Origin of the sequence: Flavobacterium hydrocarbonoxydans, from assembly GCF_009789235.1 — a bacterium.
Classification (GTDB): Bacteria; Bacteroidota; Bacteroidia; order Flavobacteriales; family Flavobacteriaceae; genus Flavobacterium; species Flavobacterium hydrocarbonoxydans.
This window is the reverse complement of sequence record NZ_WSTB01000003.1, coordinates 1-16,034: the sequence shown is the minus strand read 5'-3', so window position 1 is coordinate 16,034 and position 16,034 is coordinate 1. Positions and strand designations below refer to the sequence as shown.

At 34.9% G+C, this 16,034-nt stretch carries 13 protein-coding genes; 8 read left to right on the top strand and 5 right to left on the bottom strand.

The window, feature by feature from the left end; translation table 11 throughout:
- The first annotated feature begins 60 nt into the window (after positions 1-60).
- The 4 genes from ilvB (at position 61) to acs (ending at position 6,254) form a co-directional block, all read left to right on the top strand.
- Positions 61-1,758 (top strand): biosynthetic-type acetolactate synthase large subunit, encoded by a 1,698-nt coding sequence (gene ilvB, locus GON26_RS06100; RefSeq protein ID WP_160374271.1) that lies wholly within the window; start codon positions 61-63, stop codon positions 1,756-1,758.
- 78 nt (positions 1,759-1,836) lie between these two features.
- Positions 1,837-2,361 (top strand): acetolactate synthase small subunit, encoded by a 525-nt coding sequence (gene ilvN / locus GON26_RS06095; protein ID WP_160373855.1) that lies wholly within the window; start codon positions 1,837-1,839, stop codon positions 2,359-2,361.
- An 18-nt stretch (positions 2,362-2,379) separates the two neighbouring features.
- A complete protein-coding gene (ilvC, locus tag GON26_RS06090) occupies positions 2,380-3,849 on the top strand; it encodes a ketol-acid reductoisomerase (RefSeq protein ID WP_160373854.1) in 1,470 nt (489 codons plus the stop codon).
- Between the two features lie 482 nt (positions 3,850-4,331).
- Positions 4,332-6,254 carry an acetate--CoA ligase gene (gene acs, locus GON26_RS06085; RefSeq protein WP_317164688.1) on the top strand — a complete coding sequence of 641 codons (1,923 nt, stop codon included), beginning with the start codon at positions 4,332-4,334 and terminating at the stop codon, positions 6,252-6,254.
- Positions 6,255-6,324: 70 nt separating this feature from the next.
- Here acs and GON26_RS06080 read toward each other — a convergent pair whose 3' ends face one another.
- A complete protein-coding gene (locus tag GON26_RS06080; protein ID WP_160373852.1) occupies positions 6,325-6,873 on the bottom strand; it encodes a hypothetical protein in 549 nt (182 codons plus the stop codon).
- Between the two features lie 252 nt (positions 6,874-7,125).
- On the opposite strand from GON26_RS06080, the gene GON26_RS06075 reads away from it, so the two are divergent.
- On the top strand, positions 7,126-9,279 hold the full coding sequence (locus GON26_RS06075) for a catalase (RefSeq protein ID WP_160373851.1): 2,154 nt from the start codon (positions 7,126-7,128) through the stop codon (positions 9,277-9,279).
- Between the two features lie 118 nt (positions 9,280-9,397).
- Here the strand turns inward: GON26_RS06075 and GON26_RS06070 are convergent, their stop codons facing one another.
- Entirely contained in the window at positions 9,398-9,721 is a 324-nt protein-coding gene (locus tag GON26_RS06070; RefSeq protein ID WP_160373850.1) for a hypothetical protein, read from the bottom strand.
- Positions 9,722-9,909: 188 nt separating this feature from the next.
- On the opposite strand from GON26_RS06070, the gene GON26_RS06065 reads away from it, so the two are divergent.
- Positions 9,910-10,482 (top strand): YciE/YciF ferroxidase family protein, encoded by a 573-nt coding sequence (locus GON26_RS06065; protein ID WP_160373849.1) that lies wholly within the window; start codon positions 9,910-9,912, stop codon positions 10,480-10,482.
- A 167-nt stretch (positions 10,483-10,649) separates the two neighbouring features.
- On the opposite strand, the gene GON26_RS06060 is transcribed toward GON26_RS06065, so the two are convergent.
- Positions 10,650-11,150: a pyridoxamine 5'-phosphate oxidase family protein gene (locus GON26_RS06060; RefSeq protein WP_160373848.1), complete on the bottom strand. Its 501-nt coding sequence runs from the start codon at positions 11,148-11,150 to the stop codon at positions 10,650-10,652.
- Between the two features lie 255 nt (positions 11,151-11,405).
- Between GON26_RS06060 and GON26_RS06055 the strand changes: the two genes are divergently transcribed.
- Entirely contained in the window at positions 11,406-11,837 is a 432-nt protein-coding gene (locus GON26_RS06055; RefSeq protein ID WP_160373847.1) for a response regulator, read from the top strand.
- A gap of 142 nt (positions 11,838-11,979) precedes the next feature.
- Here the strand turns inward: GON26_RS06055 and GON26_RS06050 are convergent, their stop codons facing one another.
- Complete coding sequence (locus GON26_RS06050) at positions 11,980-15,186, bottom strand: PAS domain-containing protein (RefSeq protein WP_160373846.1); 3,207 nt, start codon at positions 15,184-15,186, stop codon at positions 11,980-11,982.
- Between the two features lie 222 nt (positions 15,187-15,408).
- Between GON26_RS06050 and GON26_RS06045 the strand changes: the two genes are divergently transcribed.
- A complete protein-coding gene (locus GON26_RS06045) occupies positions 15,409-15,750 on the top strand; it encodes a hypothetical protein (protein WP_160373845.1) in 342 nt (113 codons plus the stop codon).
- A gap of 23 nt (positions 15,751-15,773) precedes the next feature.
- Here the strand turns inward: GON26_RS06045 and GON26_RS06040 are convergent.
- The coding region (locus GON26_RS06040; protein ID WP_160373844.1) for a hypothetical protein at positions 15,774-16,034 on the bottom strand (261 nt) is incomplete at its 5' end.

The window sequence follows — 16,034 nt, the reverse complement described above, 5'->3', positions numbered from 1 at the left end:
AACAATATAGATCTCAACTCTATTTCATTAGAAAATAAGAGTGAAGAAAAAATTACCAACATGGGAAAAATAAAAATATCAGGCGCTGAAGCCGTTATAAGATGTTTATTAGCAGAAGGAGTTGACTTGGTTTATGGTTATCCTGGAGGAGCAATCATGCCTGTTTACGACGAATTGTATAAGTTTCAGGATCAATTACACCATGTTTTAGTACGTCACGAACAAGGTGCAACGCACGCAGCTCAAGGGTATGCAAGAGCAACAGGAAAAGTAGGTGTAGCAATAGCTACTTCTGGACCAGGAGCTACAAATTTAGTGACAGGAATTGCTGATGCACAAATTGATTCTACACCAATGGTTTGTATTACAGGTCAGGTTGGGAAACATTTGTTAGGTTCTGATGCTTTTCAGGAAACAGATATTATCGGAATTTCGACTCCTGTAACCAAATGGAATTACCAGGTTACAGAAGCTTCTGAGATACCGGAAATTATTGCAAAAGCATTTTATATTGCACGTTCTGGTCGTCCAGGACCTGTATTGATTGATATTACAAAAAATGCTCAGTTTGATGAGTTCGAATTTAGTTACGAAAAATGTACTTCGATTAGAAGTTATCATCCAGTTCCAAAATTGAATTTAGACAAAGTTGCAGAAGCTGCTGCTTTGATTAATTCGGCTAAAAAACCATTTATTGTTTTTGGACAAGGTGTTATTTTAAGTCAGGCTGAAGCTGAATTGAAAGCTTTAATCGAAAAATCAGGAGTTCCGGCAGCATGGACAATTCTAGGGCTTTCGGCTTTACCAACAGATCATTCATTAAATGTGGGAATGCTAGGAATGCACGGAAATTACGGGCCTAATTTATTGACTAACGAATGCGATGTTTTAATTGCATTAGGAATGCGTTTTGATGACCGCGTTACTGGAAATTTGAATACTTATGCAAAACAAGCAAAAGTAATTCACTTCGAAATTGATCCAGCAGAAGTTGATAAAAATGTAAAAACGGAAGTAGCTGTTTTAGGAGATTTAAAAGAAGCTTTGACAGCGTTATTGCCTTTGATTGAGAAAAATTCTCATGAGTCCTGGCATAATGAATTCAAAATAAAAGATAAAATTGAATTTGATTCGGTTATAAAAGAAGAATTAAATCCAACGAATGGTAAAGGAATTTCGATGGGTGAAACTATGGAAATGATTAACAAACACTCAAAAGGTGATGCTATAATCGTTTCGGATGTTGGACAACATCAAATGTTTGCTTGCCGTTATGCTAAATTTAATCAAACCAAAAGTAATGTTACTTCTGGAGGTTTAGGAACAATGGGATTTGCGCTTCCAGCAGCAATTGGAGCTAAAATGGGAAGACCGGATCGTGAAGTAGTTGCTATTATTGGAGACGGAGGTTTTCAGATGACGATTCAGGAGTTAGGTACTATTTTTCAAACGAAAGTTCCTGTAAAAATTGTAATCTTAAATAATGAATTCTTAGGAATGGTTCGTCAATGGCAAGAATTGTTTTTTGATAACCGATATGCTTCAACTAATATGATCAATCCAAATTTTGTTGCGATTGCAGAAGGATATTACATCAAAGCTAAAAAAGTAACCAAAAGAGAGGATTTGGATGCAGCTGTTGCCGAAATGATGGCTTCAAAAGATTCTTATTTCCTGGAAGTTATGGTAGAGAAAGAAAACAACGTATTTCCAATGATTCCAACAGGAGCTAGTGTTTCTGATATTAGATTAAGCTAAAAAAGTTTCAAGTTTCAGATTTCAAGTTCTCATCAACATGAAACTTGAAACCTGAAACAAAAAAAACTAAAAAATAACATGGAAGATAAAACATTTACCATATCGGTATATTCAGAAAATAATGTGGGTTTATTGAATAGAATATCAGGAATATTCTTAAAGCGTCACATTAATATATTAAGTCTAAACGTTTCAGAATCAGAAATAGAAAATGTTTCAAGATTTATAATAGTTGTAGAGACAACAGAAAAATGGGTTCAGAATATTGTGGGACAAATAGAAAAACAAATAGAGGTTATAAAAGCATTTTATCACACAGATGAAGAGACAATTTATCTGGAAAATGCGCTTTTTAAAATTGCTTCAAGTTTGTTATTTGATGAAAAACAAATTCAGAATATCATCAAAGAGAGTCAATCAACAATTGTAACCGTTTCTCGTGATTTTTTCGTGGTTTCAAAATCTGGAAGACGTTCTGAAATAGAAGAATTATACGCAAAATTTAAACCTTACGGCATTATGCAGTTTGTGCGTTCCGGAAGAATTTCTGTTTCTAAGGAAAAGATGGAAATTTCTTCATTATTGTTAAACGAATTAAAATAAATAAAATTAAAATTAAAAATGGCAAATTATTTCAACACATTACCACTTAGATTACAATTAGAACAATTAGGAGTTTGCGAATTTATGGAGCAATCTGAATTTGCAAATGGAATTGCAGCATTAGCAGGAAAAAAAGTTGTCATCGTAGGTTGTGGTGCACAAGGTTTGAATCAAGGTTTAAACATGAGAGATTCAGGTTTAGATATTTCTTACGCATTACGCCCTGAAGCTATTGCTCAAAAGAGAGCTTCTTTCATGAATGCTGCAGATAATGGATTTAAAGTTGGTACTTATGAAGAATTGATTCCTACTGCTGATTTAGTTTGTAATCTTACACCAGATAAACAACATACTGCGGTTGTAACTGCAATTATGCCATTAATGAAAAATGGTTCGACTTTAGCATACTCTCATGGTTTTAACATTGTTGAAGAAGGAATGCAAATCCGTAAAGATATTACGGTTATCATGTGTGCGCCTAAATGTCCAGGTTCTGAGGTACGTGAAGAATATAAGAGAGGTTTTGGTGTACCAACACTTATCGCTGTTCACCCTGAAAATGATCCAAATGGCCTAGGTTTAGATCAGGCAAAAGCGTACGCTGTAGCAACTGGAGGTCATAAAGCAGGAGTTTTGAAATCATCTTTTGTTGCTGAAGTAAAATCAGATTTAATGGGTGAGCAAACTATCCTTTGCGGATTATTGCAAACAGGATCTATTTTATGTTTTGATAAAATGGTTGAAAAAGGAATTGATAAAGCTTATGCTTCAAAACTAATTCAATACGGATGGGAAACTATTACTGAAGCTTTGAAACACGGTGGAATCACCAATATGATGGATCGTTTAAACAATCCTTCAAAAATTGAAGCTTACGAATTGGCTGAAGAATTAAAAGATATTATGCGTCCGTTGTTCCAAAAACACCAGGATGATATTATTTCAGGAGAATTCTCAAGAACAATGATGATTGACTGGGCGAATGATGATGTAAATTTATTGAAATGGAGAGCCGCTACAGGAGAAACTAACTTTGAGAAAACAGCACCACAAGAGGCACCAATTTCTGAGCAAGAATATTTTGATAATGGCGTTTTGATGATTGCAATGGTAAAAGCTGGTGTTGAATTGGCTTTTGAAACAATGACTGAAGCTGGAATTATAGAAGAATCAGCTTATTATGAATCATTACACGAATTGCCATTGATTGCAAATACAATAGCAAGAAAAAAATTGTTCGAAATGAACCGTGTAATTTCTGATACTGCTGAATATGGTTGTTATTTATTCGATCACGCTTGTAAACCATTATTGACTGAGTTTATGAAAAAGGTGGAAACAAATATAATTGGTAAGCCATTCTCAACTTCAAATGGAGTAGATAATGCTGTATTAATAGCAGTAAACAAAGAAATTCGTCAGCATCCTATCGAAGAAGTAGGAGCTTGGTTGAGAGAGTCTATGACTGCAATGAAAAAAATTGGATAATATAAATTGGGAATTACCACACATTCGGGTGTGATGGGATTTGCACTGTATCTCTGTTTTATGTAATATTTTGAATTAGTAAGCACTTATTAAGATAATATGGATATAGATGCATATTGCATTCACTTAACTTCTGTGAGGTATAAGTTAAGTGAAGGTAATCCCTAATTATTGGGGTACATTAGTTTGATGTACTTGTATAATTTCTATTTTGATTAATTAAGATGCTGCTATTTTCAAAATGGAAAAAGCCGTGTAATACAGAATTACAAAATTAATTGTTATTGAAATTGTTAAAATTAAAAGGCATGGTATTTATTTATCATGCCTTTTTTGCAATACGACTATTTACTTAAAAAGCAAAATTTTATATTAAATACATAAAAAGACGATATTTTATTTATTATGTGTTTTTTTTTGATAAAATTTATGAATTAAATAATTTTAAGAATACGTTGATATTTAATACATTTATAAAAAAAATTCCACAAACTATGAGTTATTATAAAATTGAAAATTTAGAACAATATTTTAAACATTACAATAAGTCAATAAGAGAGCCAAGAAAATTTTGGGGAAAAATAGCTGAAGAAAATTTTACATGGTACCAACAATGGGATAAAGTTGTTGATTTTAATATGGCTGATGCCGAAGTAAAATGGTTTACAGAAGCAAAAGTAAACATTACCAAAAACTGTATTGATAGACATTTAAGTAAAAGAGGAGAAAAAACAGCGATAATTTTCGAACCAAATGATCCTTCTGAAACTGCTATACATATAACCTACAACGAATTATACGAAAGAGTTTCTAAAATGTCGAATGTTCTTCGTGAACAGGGAGTTAAAAAAGGTGACCGTGTTTGTATTTATTTACCAATGATTCCTGAGCTGGCAGTTTCAGTATTAGCCTGTGCCAGAATTGGTGCTATTCACTCGGTGATTTTTGCAGGATTTTCAGCTTCTGCAGTTTCTGCCAGAATTAATGATTGCGAATGTAAAATGGTTATTACTTCTGATGGAGGTTATAGAGGAAACAAAACGATTGACCTTAAAGGGATTATAGACGAAGCATTAGAAACTTGTCCTTCTGTAACTAAAGTTTTGGTAGCTAAAAGAACCCAAAACGAAGTGAAGATGAAAGAAGGCCGTGATTCCTGGTTGCAGCCTTTATTAGACAATGCTCTTGATAATAGTGTTGCTGAAATTATGGACGCTGAAGATCCCTTATTTATTTTATATACTTCCGGATCTACAGGAAAACCAAAAGGTATGGTACATACTACAGCTGGATATATGGTTTATACCGCTTATACTTTTAAAAATGTTTTCAGTCACGAAGAAAATGATATTTTCTGGTGTACGGCCGATATTGGCTGGATTACAGGACATTCTTATATTTTATACGGACCATTACTAAACGGAGGGACAACTGTAATTTTTGAAGGTGTACCTTCATATCCAGATTTCAGCCGTTTCTGGGATATTATCGAAAAACATAAAATCACACAATTTTATACTGCGCCAACTGCAATTCGTTCGTTAGCCAAAGAAAGCTTAGATTATATTCAGAAATATCCTTTGAAATCACTTAAAGTTATTGGATCTGTTGGAGAACCAATCAATGAAGAAGCCTGGCACTGGTTTAATGACCACGTAGGAGATAAAAGATGTCCAGTGGTTGATACGTGGTGGCAAACCGAAACAGGTGGAATTATGATTTCGCCAATTGCTTTCGTGACACCTACAAAACCAACCTACGCTACTTTGCCATTACCGGGAATTCAGCCCGTTTTAATGGACGAAAAGCGCAATGAAATCGAAGGAAATCAGGTAGTTGGAAGTTTGTGTATTAAATTTCCATGGCCAGGAATTGCCAGAACTATCTGGGGAGATCACGAACGCTATAAAGACACTTATTTTTCTGCCTTTCCAGGGAAATATTTTACAGGTGATGGTGCATTAAGAGATGAAGTAGGATATTATAGAATTACAGGTAGAGTAGATGATGTGGTGATTGTTTCCGGTCACAACTTAGGAACTGCACCTATCGAAGATGCTATCAATGAGCACCAGGCAGTTGCAGAATCTGCCATTGTTGGTTTCCCTCATGAAATAAAAGGAAATGCTCTGTACGGCTATGTGATCCTGAAAGAAACAGGAGAAGTTCGTAATAAAGAGAACCTGACAAAAGAAATCAATCAGTATATTGCGGATCATATTGGACCAATTGCAAAATTGGATAAAATTCAATTCGTTTCTGGTTTACCAAAAACACGTTCCGGAAAAATCATGCGTAGAATTTTACGTAAAATAGCTGAAGGAGATTTTTCTAATTTTGGAGATACTTCCACCTTATTAAATCCTGAAGTTGTTGAAGAAATCATGAAAGATAGAATTGCTTAAATTTTATTTAAACATAAAAAAACCGTTAAGTGATTAACGGTTTTTTTATGCGCAATTTTCTGAGAGAAATTTAGAATTTTCTTGGATCATTTGCAGGATAATCTTCCTCTTGCTCATCTTCTTCAATTTCAATAATTTCTTCAAAATCTTCTTCCTCTTCGTCATCCTGATCGATATCTTCAAGATCTTCTTCGGTTTCATTAAAATCACCATTTGTTACATCTGAAGGATTATCAAATTCATCATTAACTGTGTTTAATTCATCACCGTCCAGATCCAAATCTTCTTCTACAAGATCATCATCTTCTAAATCTTCTTCAATCAGATCATCATCCTCAAGATCTCTGTCGGTATGAAAATCATCGTCCAGATCGTCTAAATCATCCTCATCATTGGTTACCTGATCCTGCTCCGGATTAGGTCTGTTAGGGTCGTATCCGTTTCTAATGGTATAACCACGCTCAGCAATTTCCTTATTATCATTATCTGACATTTTGATTTTGTCGATATCATACAATTCTTCGTTCATAAGCGTGTTTTTATCGGTTTTATCCTGACTTGTGTTTCTAGGATCTCTATTACCTATACTATTTCTGTTTGCTTGTTCTGTAGTATTCATGATTGTGATTTTTAATGTTTATATAGTACAAAGCTAAAGGCTTACTTAGTAAAATTTCTTACAGAATTATTATGTCTAATTGCATAATTAACAGGTGTTTATCATAGAACTTTAGTGGGGAATCATATAACACAACCCTACAGAAACAGATTACTTTTATCTGATGATAATTTAAAATTTTTCACACTATATATGTTGGGTGAAATAGTCAGAGTTAATAAACACTTCAAAAGAATATTAAATTAAAAAGAGATGAAAAACGCAAACAAAAACAAAGAGGATTACGCTGATGAGAAACAAAAAGACTTAGAAATCAATAAGTCTAATGCAGAAAATCAATTTCTGACAACCAATCAGGGAGTTAAAATTAATGACAATAACAATTCCTTAAAAGCGGGTGAAAGAGGTCCTTCATTACTGGAAGATTTTATTCTGAGAGAAAAGATAACCCATTTTGATCATGAGCGTATTCCAGAACGAATAGTACATGCAAGAGGTTCTGCAGCACATGGTTATTTTGAGTTATATAAATCAATGGAAAAATTTACAAAAGCAGAATTTTTAAACGATACTTCTATTAAAACTCCTGTTTTTGTTCGGTTTTCTACGGTTGCAGGCTCACGCGGCTCAACAGATTTGGCCCGTGATGTACGTGGATTCTCTGTTAAGTTTTATACGCAGCAGGGTAATTATGATTTGGTAGGAAACAATATGCCTGTATTCTTTATTCAGGATGCTATGAAATTTCCAGATCTTATTCATGCTGTAAAACCCGAACCTCATCATGAAATGCCACAGGCAGCATCGGCCCATGATACCTTTTGGGATTTTATTTCTCTAATGCCGGAATCGATGCACATGATTATGTGGGTAATGAGTGACAGAGCTATTCCGAGAAGTTTACGAATGATGGAAGGTTTTGGTGTTCATACTTTTAGATTCATCAATAAAAATAATGAATCACATTTTGTAAAATTTCATTGGAAACCAAAACTAGGAACTCATGCTGTTGTATGGGATGAAGCGCAAAAAATATCAGGTAAAAATTCTGATTTTCACAGACAGGATTTGTGGGAAGCGATTGATGGAGGGAATTTTCCAGAATGGGAATTAGGTGTTCAAATTATTCCTGAAGCGGATGAACATAAATATGATTTTGATTTGCTGGATCCAACAAAATTAGTTCCTGAGGAATTAGTTCCGGTAACCCTTATCGGAAAGATGGTTTTGAATAGAAACCCAGATAACTTTTTTGCAGAAACAGAGCAGGTTGCTTTTCATCCAGGACATGTTGTACCCGGAATAGACTTTACAAATGATCCTTTATTGCAAGGAAGATTATTTTCTTATACGGATACACAATTGTCAAGATTAGGAAGTCCTAATTTTCATGAAATCCCTATTAATCGTACGGTGGCGCCTATGCACAACAATCAGCGTGACGGACACATGCGTCAGGAAATTCCTGTTGGACGTGTGAGTTATCATCCTAATTCATTAGGGGGAGGCTGTCCGTTTCAGGCAAAAATCGAAGAAGGTGGTTTTGCCAGTTTTAATGAAAGAATAGATGCTTCGAAAGTGCGTGAGCGCAGCGCTAGTTTTTCGGATCATTTTAGTCAGGCAAAACTTTTTTATGTAAGTCAAACACCAACAGAACAAGAACACATTATGAAAGCATTATCATTTGAATTAGGAAAAGTAGAAACGCCATCTATTAGAGAGCGAATGTTAGGTTTATTGACAAAAGTGGATAAAACACTTACTGCCAAAATAGCGAAATCTTTAGGTATGGAAGTTCCAAAAGATATTGAAAAACCCATTAATCATGGAGTAGGAGCAGACGATTCAGGCAAACAAGAACCTACAATCGTAAAACAATCTATTGAAACATCAGATACATTAAGTATGCTGAAAACGCCTTTAGATCCTAAGACTATAGCCACGAGACAAATCGCTTTTTTATGTGCTGATGGTGTGAGTGCAGCTTCAGTAGATAATATGAAAAATGCACTGAAACAAGCTGGTGCCAAAGCAATAATTATTGCACCTCATTTAGGAACTATTGTGGCTGAAGAAGGTACTGAAATTGTAGTCGATCAAAGTTATTTGATTGCCTCTTCGGTATTGTTTGATGGTGTATTTGTACCAGGAGGAAAAGGTATTCTGTCTTTAAAAAATCTAAAGGAAGTAAAAGAATTCCTAACCGATTCTTATGCCCATTGTAAATTTATTGCTGGCGAAGGCGAAGGGTCAGAAATTATCATGCTAATCGAGCGAAAAGAGGATAAGGTAAATAAAGATTCCGGAATACTTTTGAGTGATAAATTTGCCGATGAAAATCTCGCTGGTGCCTTTATTCATGCTTTAGGCGATCATCGTTATTGGGAAAGAGAAGATAACTTATAGTATTCAACTCATTTTCTAAAAATGATTCTTATCAAAAGAATAGATTATAAAAAAGAACCGTTAGCTAATATGCTAACGGTTCTTTTTTATTGAATTAATTTTAAGGAATTATAAATGCTTAATTATCATTTCTTTCTAAGTCATCTCCATCAAAATCATCTTCGTCTTCGATATGTTCTACTTCGTCCGATTCATCAGGCTGATCAAAATCATCGTCGGCATCCTGTGTGTTGGTAATATGATCATCTTCATTAACAACCTGTTCTTCATTCGGGATATTTTCGTTCCTGAAAATGTTGTCTTTATTAAGAAGATTATCAATCGCTTTATCAATCAAAATGGCCGCATCCGGATCTAAAAATCCTCTTTGGTATTTCTGAAGAAAAAAAAGTTCGGCATCCTTATAAAGTTTGTGTGTATCTGTAGCTTGTATCGTTTTCATGATCTGTTTTTTTAAAGTTTGAATAAAACAAATGTACCATCAGCATCAAAAAAAGGTGTTATTAAATTAAGGACGTTACTTATATAATTTACGGATGTTTAGAATAGAACTTTAAGCTGAAATCTTATAAGTACACTGATAGTCAATAGTCTAATTTTAAAAAATATTAATCACATAAAATTATTGCTATGAAAACGTCTAATAACAAAAAAGAAACAACTCCAAAAGAGACTGCTAAAAAAGGAGTAACAAAACCAAAATCTGATGCCGCATCCGGTCTAACTGAATTATTCGAAGATGGACTGAAAGACATTTACTGGGCTGAGAAAGCTTTAACAAAAGCAATTCCTGCGATGGCTAAAAATGCCACATCGGCAGATTTAATCGAAGCCTTGAATGCACATCTTACCGAAACAGAAGAACATGTAATTCGCCTGGAAAAAGTTTTTGAATTAATAGGTAAAAAAGCTACCGCAAAGAAATGCGATGCCATGGAAGGCTTAATAGAAGAGGGAAAAGGTATTCTGGAAGAAACTGAAATCGGAGTAGTAAGAGATGCGGGCATTATAGCTGCAAGCCAAAAGATAGAGCATTATGAAATTGCTACTTATGGTACCCTAAGACAATTTGCAGAAACTTTAGGTTTAGCCGAAGCTGCAACTCTATTAGAGCAAACCCTTGACGAGGAAAAATCAGCAGATGTAAAACTAACAGAAGTAGCTGTAAATGCTGTAAATCTGGAAGCTGCAGAAGCAGATTAATTCTAAGAATAAGATCCGTAAAAAGGTGCAGTGGTAACATTGCACTTTTTTTAGTTTATATCCTAAATACCTAATGAAGAGCCTTAAAGGTGCAATTATTCAAAATAGATTATAAAAAAAGGACAATCACACTTAAATGATTGTCCTTTTTTTATTTCAAAATAAACCTATAAACTCAGGTTGCCTTCAATGCCATCGTCCATAGTCTGACCGCTTACTAATGCTATGGTCATTTTGGCGATAGCCACCATTTTTCCGTGTTTATTGTTCCAATAGTATCCGTCTTCCGGGATAACTTTTATGACACTCAGGTTCGGATCTTCTTCGCCTTCAGGCATCCATACTTTTATGATAGGATTCCATAATTCTTTTATTGTATGTCTATCAAATAAAATACTTGCGTTACCATGCAGCGTAAGAAATTTATCGTGTGGCTGTGCAAAAAACAATTCCACTTTTGAGTTTTCGGTTATTTCCTGGTTTTTGCTGCTTCGTTTGTCAGACAGGAACCAAAGATGGCCCTGTTCGTCAATCTTCTGTACAGACATCGGACGCGATTGTAATGAATCTCCTTTGTAGGTACAGAACATACAGGATTTGATATCTTCTGCCAGCTCTTTAATTTTCTCTGCAGCAAGATTGTTGCTAAGGTTTTTGTGATCTCCCATGACTATATTTTTTAAATTTAGTAGTAAAACAATTGGTAAAGCACTCCTTTATCATGAAGTAATAATTATAATATTGATAAAGTCTGCTAACGTAAAGTTCTAATTTTAATGCTTTTTGGGGTTATAGAATTCACTTTGGAATTTATGAGATTTCAAGTACTAAAAAAAATGTTTTCAGAATCTGAAATGAATTGCAAAGTATATAATTTTAGTTATCTTTGACAAAGATTAAGGACCTTTTATAAACAATACCACATGGCAGATCTTACTGTTTTTTATACTGATGATGATGAGGATGATTTGAGCATTTTTGCAGATGCTGTAGAGTCATTACCGAAGAAAATTCAGCTTCAGACCTATACTGGTGGAGAAAAATTGCTAAACGCAATATATAATCCCCCACCAACTCCTAATATTGTTTTTTTAGATTTAAATATGCCCGGTAAAAATGGATTTGATGTGCTGCAGGAACTACGAAACTCCGGATATAAAAATGATATACCCATCATTATTTTCTCAACGTCAAACGAACCGACTATCATTGAAAGATGTCGTAATCTGGGAGCAGATTATTTTATTACCAAACCGGTTTTAATGAAAGACATTATTAAATCTATTGAACATGCTTTAGAAATTGACTGGAAAAACTTTAATGCAAATGATAAAAACTTTGTTTACAAATCATAGCGCTATCCATTATAATAGATAAAAAAACAGCATCCAAAAAATAAATTGCTTCGCCTGTTCGCTGGCGCTCGGATCCAAATTCCAAATTGATTATAAAAGATCAAAGTGGAATTTGGAATTTTAGTTTTAGAGCAGTTCCTTTTTAAAGTTCTGGCAGGTAAATATGAAAAGCAGCTCCTTTATCTTTTTCGCCATTGGCTATAATTATTCCTTTATGATTCTCCACAATCTTTTTTACAATAGCCAGACCAATTCCAGTTCCTGCAAATTCACTTTCTGTATTTAATCGCTGAAAAACTTCGAAAACACGTTTGTTGTATTCTTTATCGAAACCAATACCATTATCCGAAACCTGAAGATGATAATACATCTTATCAGGAAAATTATGGTCTTGTTGAATGGCTTTTCCTTCCACCTGGTCTGCTTTTATTTCAATAACAGGAGGAGTGTCTTTTTTAGAAAACTTTAGCGCATTACCTATCAGATTGTGTAATAATTGCCTGAACTGAAAGGGTATGATGGTAACTTCACCTAACGGAGCAAGTTCTATCAGAGCATTTTTCTCTTCTATAAGTTCAGCAAAATCACTAATTACTTCTTCGGCTATTTCATCTAGATTGACTTTTGTAAATACTCTTTCAGCAGAATTGGTTCGTGAATATGTCAAAAGGTCTTGTATTAATGTTTGCATCCTTTTAGCAGAAACATGTATCTTCTCCAGATATCCTTTGGCTTTAGCCGAAATATTCTGTTCGTCTAATTCATCTAAACGGCTTGCAAATAGCTGTATCTTCCGGAGTGGTTCCTGCAAATCATGACTGGAAATATAAGCAAACGACTGCAATTCGATGTTCATATTGATCAGGTCTTTGTTTTTTATTTCAAGTTCAGCCGTACGTTCGTAAACTTCTTTTTCTAATCGGGTCGAAAAGTTTTTATGATCCTGAATATCAGTGCTGGTACCTACCCACATTTGGATGTTTCCTTCAGTATCTTTTTGAGCAATCGCCCTGCTTAATTGCCACCTGTATTCGCCATCATGACGACGGAAACGATGTTCCAGTAAGAAATCATTTCCTGTATTTACAGATTCCATCCAAACCTTTATGTTCTGCTCACGGTCATCCGGATGCACAATCTGAAGCCATCCGTCTCTGTCAATATCTTCCTGCGTAATACCAGAATAGGTAAATACGGATTTATTATAATAATTTAGATTTCCCTCTGCATCACCAGTCCAGATATGTTGTGGCATAGAATCGGCAAGGAGTCTGAATTTCTCCTCACTTTTTATCAAAGTCTGCTGATTGTTCTTTTCGTCCGTAATATCCATTACCGTACCCAGCATTTTAACCGGAAGGTTGTTTTCATCAAAGAATACTTTACCATGCGCCCTGATCCAGGCGATAGAATTATCTGTTTTTATAATTCGCGATTCGTATTTATATATGCTTGTTTCCAGCGCTACCAATTTTGCTTTTTCTAAAATAGGCAAATCATCGGGGTGCATTTGTTTATAAATATCAGCACGGGTGAGTTTTAATGTTTTATCATGGCCAAATATCGTAAGCAGATTTTCAGAATAAATCATATCCTGCGTTGCTACATCAAGATCCCAGGTAGCAATTTCGGCAATTTCGGCAGCAAGTCTGGCTCTTTCTTCAGCATTTTCGACCTTTTTGCGGGCTTCTACTTTTGTGGTTACATCATTTACAGTAACCATTACACCAGAGGCTTTTCCATCATCTTCAAAAAGAGGCGTATATTGATAATCTAAATAAAGTTTCTCCAGTTTTCCTTTGATGTTGATATAAACTACAGATTCATATTCCCGTACAACTTTCCCTTTGGCAACAACCTCGTCCAGCAATTCCGGGTATTTTTGTTCTTTAAGTTCAGGAAAAACTTCTAATATTGGTTTCCCGATGGTTTCTTTTTTCTTTTTTTGCCAGATGGTTTCAAGCATCGTTGTATTAGCCATTTCAATAACATGATCTGTACCTCTAAAAATACACATGGCAATAGGAGATTCCATGACAATTTTCCTAAATGCTTTTTCGCTTTCGGTCAAAAGATGTCTTGCCTTAACAGACTCCGTTACTTCATAAGCCACGATTATCACACCCGAAACAGCGTTATCCTCTTCTTTTAAAGGATGAAAAACCAGATCAAAATAACATTTCTCCTGTTTGCCATAACGATCCAGTACCACCGAAAATTCATCGGTGTGATAGGGGATACCGGTTTTATATACATTGGTAAGCAGCGGATAAACAGATTCATTTGCTTCAGGATCCGAATTGAAAAGCGACTCTCCTAGAATTTCTACTTCTTTTTTATCTACAATTTGCAGGTAAGCAGCATTTGCCATTTCGACTACTAAATCCTCACCTTTAAGAATAGCAATACCCAGCGGTACTTGTTTTATAGTATTTCTAAATTTGATTTCACTATCCTGAACCGCTTGTCTGGCAATCACCTGCAGGGTTACATCATTGGCTATTGCTACAATTCCCGATATGCTTCCGTCTGGTTCTTTAAGTGCTTCATACACCACATTGATAAAGGTATCTACTATTTTTCCTTTCCGTCTTAGTTTTACCGGAAGTTCATAAGCTGTAAACTTTTCACCAGTGGTATATACCGCATCCAGAATCGCTTCAAGACCCTGACCTGTTGCTTCCTGAAGAGCTTCGAAAACAGGCTTATTAATAACCTGCTCTGCTTTTCTATCCCATATCTCCAGCATGAGTTCATTAGCAATTTCTACCACATAATCAGCTCCTCTAAAGATGCACATGGCATTAGGAGTCTGCAAAATATTGTTTAAATAGCGTTGGTTACTTTCTTCTAGCTTGCTTACAAGATTTACTTTCTCGGTTGTTTCATTACAAATAACCAGTACGCCTGTAGTTTTTCCGGATTCATTATTGACAGGACTGTAACTAAAGGTCCAGTAAACATCTTCCATTTTTCCATTGCGGTAAATAGGCAGCAAATGATCTTCATGCCAGGTAGCTTCACCTTCAGTAAGTACCTGGTTTATTAAGGGCTGTATAAAATCCCAGATTTCAGGCCAGGAATCAGCTCCTCTTTTGCCTAATATAAAAGGATGTTTGCCATTATTGCCCAGACTAGGTCTGTAAGCATCATTATAAAAACAAATATGTTCTGGTCCCCAAAAAAGAAACATTGGGAATTTAGAATTTAGAAGAATTCCTAAGGTAGTACATAAACTCTGAGGCCAAAGTTCAACAGGACCTACTGCGGTCAGGTTCCAGTCATGGGTACGTGTCAGCATACCCATTTCGCCGCCCTTTGTCAGGAAATCATAATTATTATTGGTCATGAAATGTATTATTTTTTGGTTTAGAGAGTAGGCTCTTACAGATAATTATAAATAAATTAACTACTAATATACTCTGAAATTATACATTATAATAGCTTTTTTGATCAAAAACATCATTAGAGATAATAAAATTATTTATTGAGTTAATGCCGCTTCTCAACATACATGAATTTTGTTAAACAGGCAGACATTTATAGGCTGCATCATTTAAATTATACTGTTATGAAAAGAGAAATTTCTAAAAACGAAATGGATTATATAGAAGAATATCAAAAGAATGGATATACCTGCAACTTTATGTTTGAAGGCGGATGCTTATTAGATACAGAAACGAAATACGCTTATCAGCCTGACGAAATTTTTATTGTGGCACATCATCGCTATGAAGGGATGAGTGATCCTGATGATATGTCGATTTTATATGTAATTCGAACAGCCGACAACCAGTTAGGAACTTATTTACTGGGTTATGGTCCGATGGCAGCTTTGGAGGAAGCTGAATTCTTTAAAAATATTCCGGAAGAAAATTATTCTAAGAATTCGGATATTCAAAAACTAACGTAGAGAGGATATACTCACAGTTGATTCTATTGTACCGATTTTACTTTTAATTTTATCCCTTGAAGGGTTTTAAACCCTTCAAGGGATAAAACTACAACTCCACGTATGAGGTTCGAAACGTCAAATTTGACGTTCCGAACCTCAAATTTGACGTTGGCAACCTCATTTATGACGTTCCAGACGTATAATTTGACGTTCGAGACCTCAAATTTGACGTTCAAGACCTCAAATTTGACGTTCGGAACGTCAAATTTGAGGTTGGCAACCCCATGTATGACGTCTGGAAC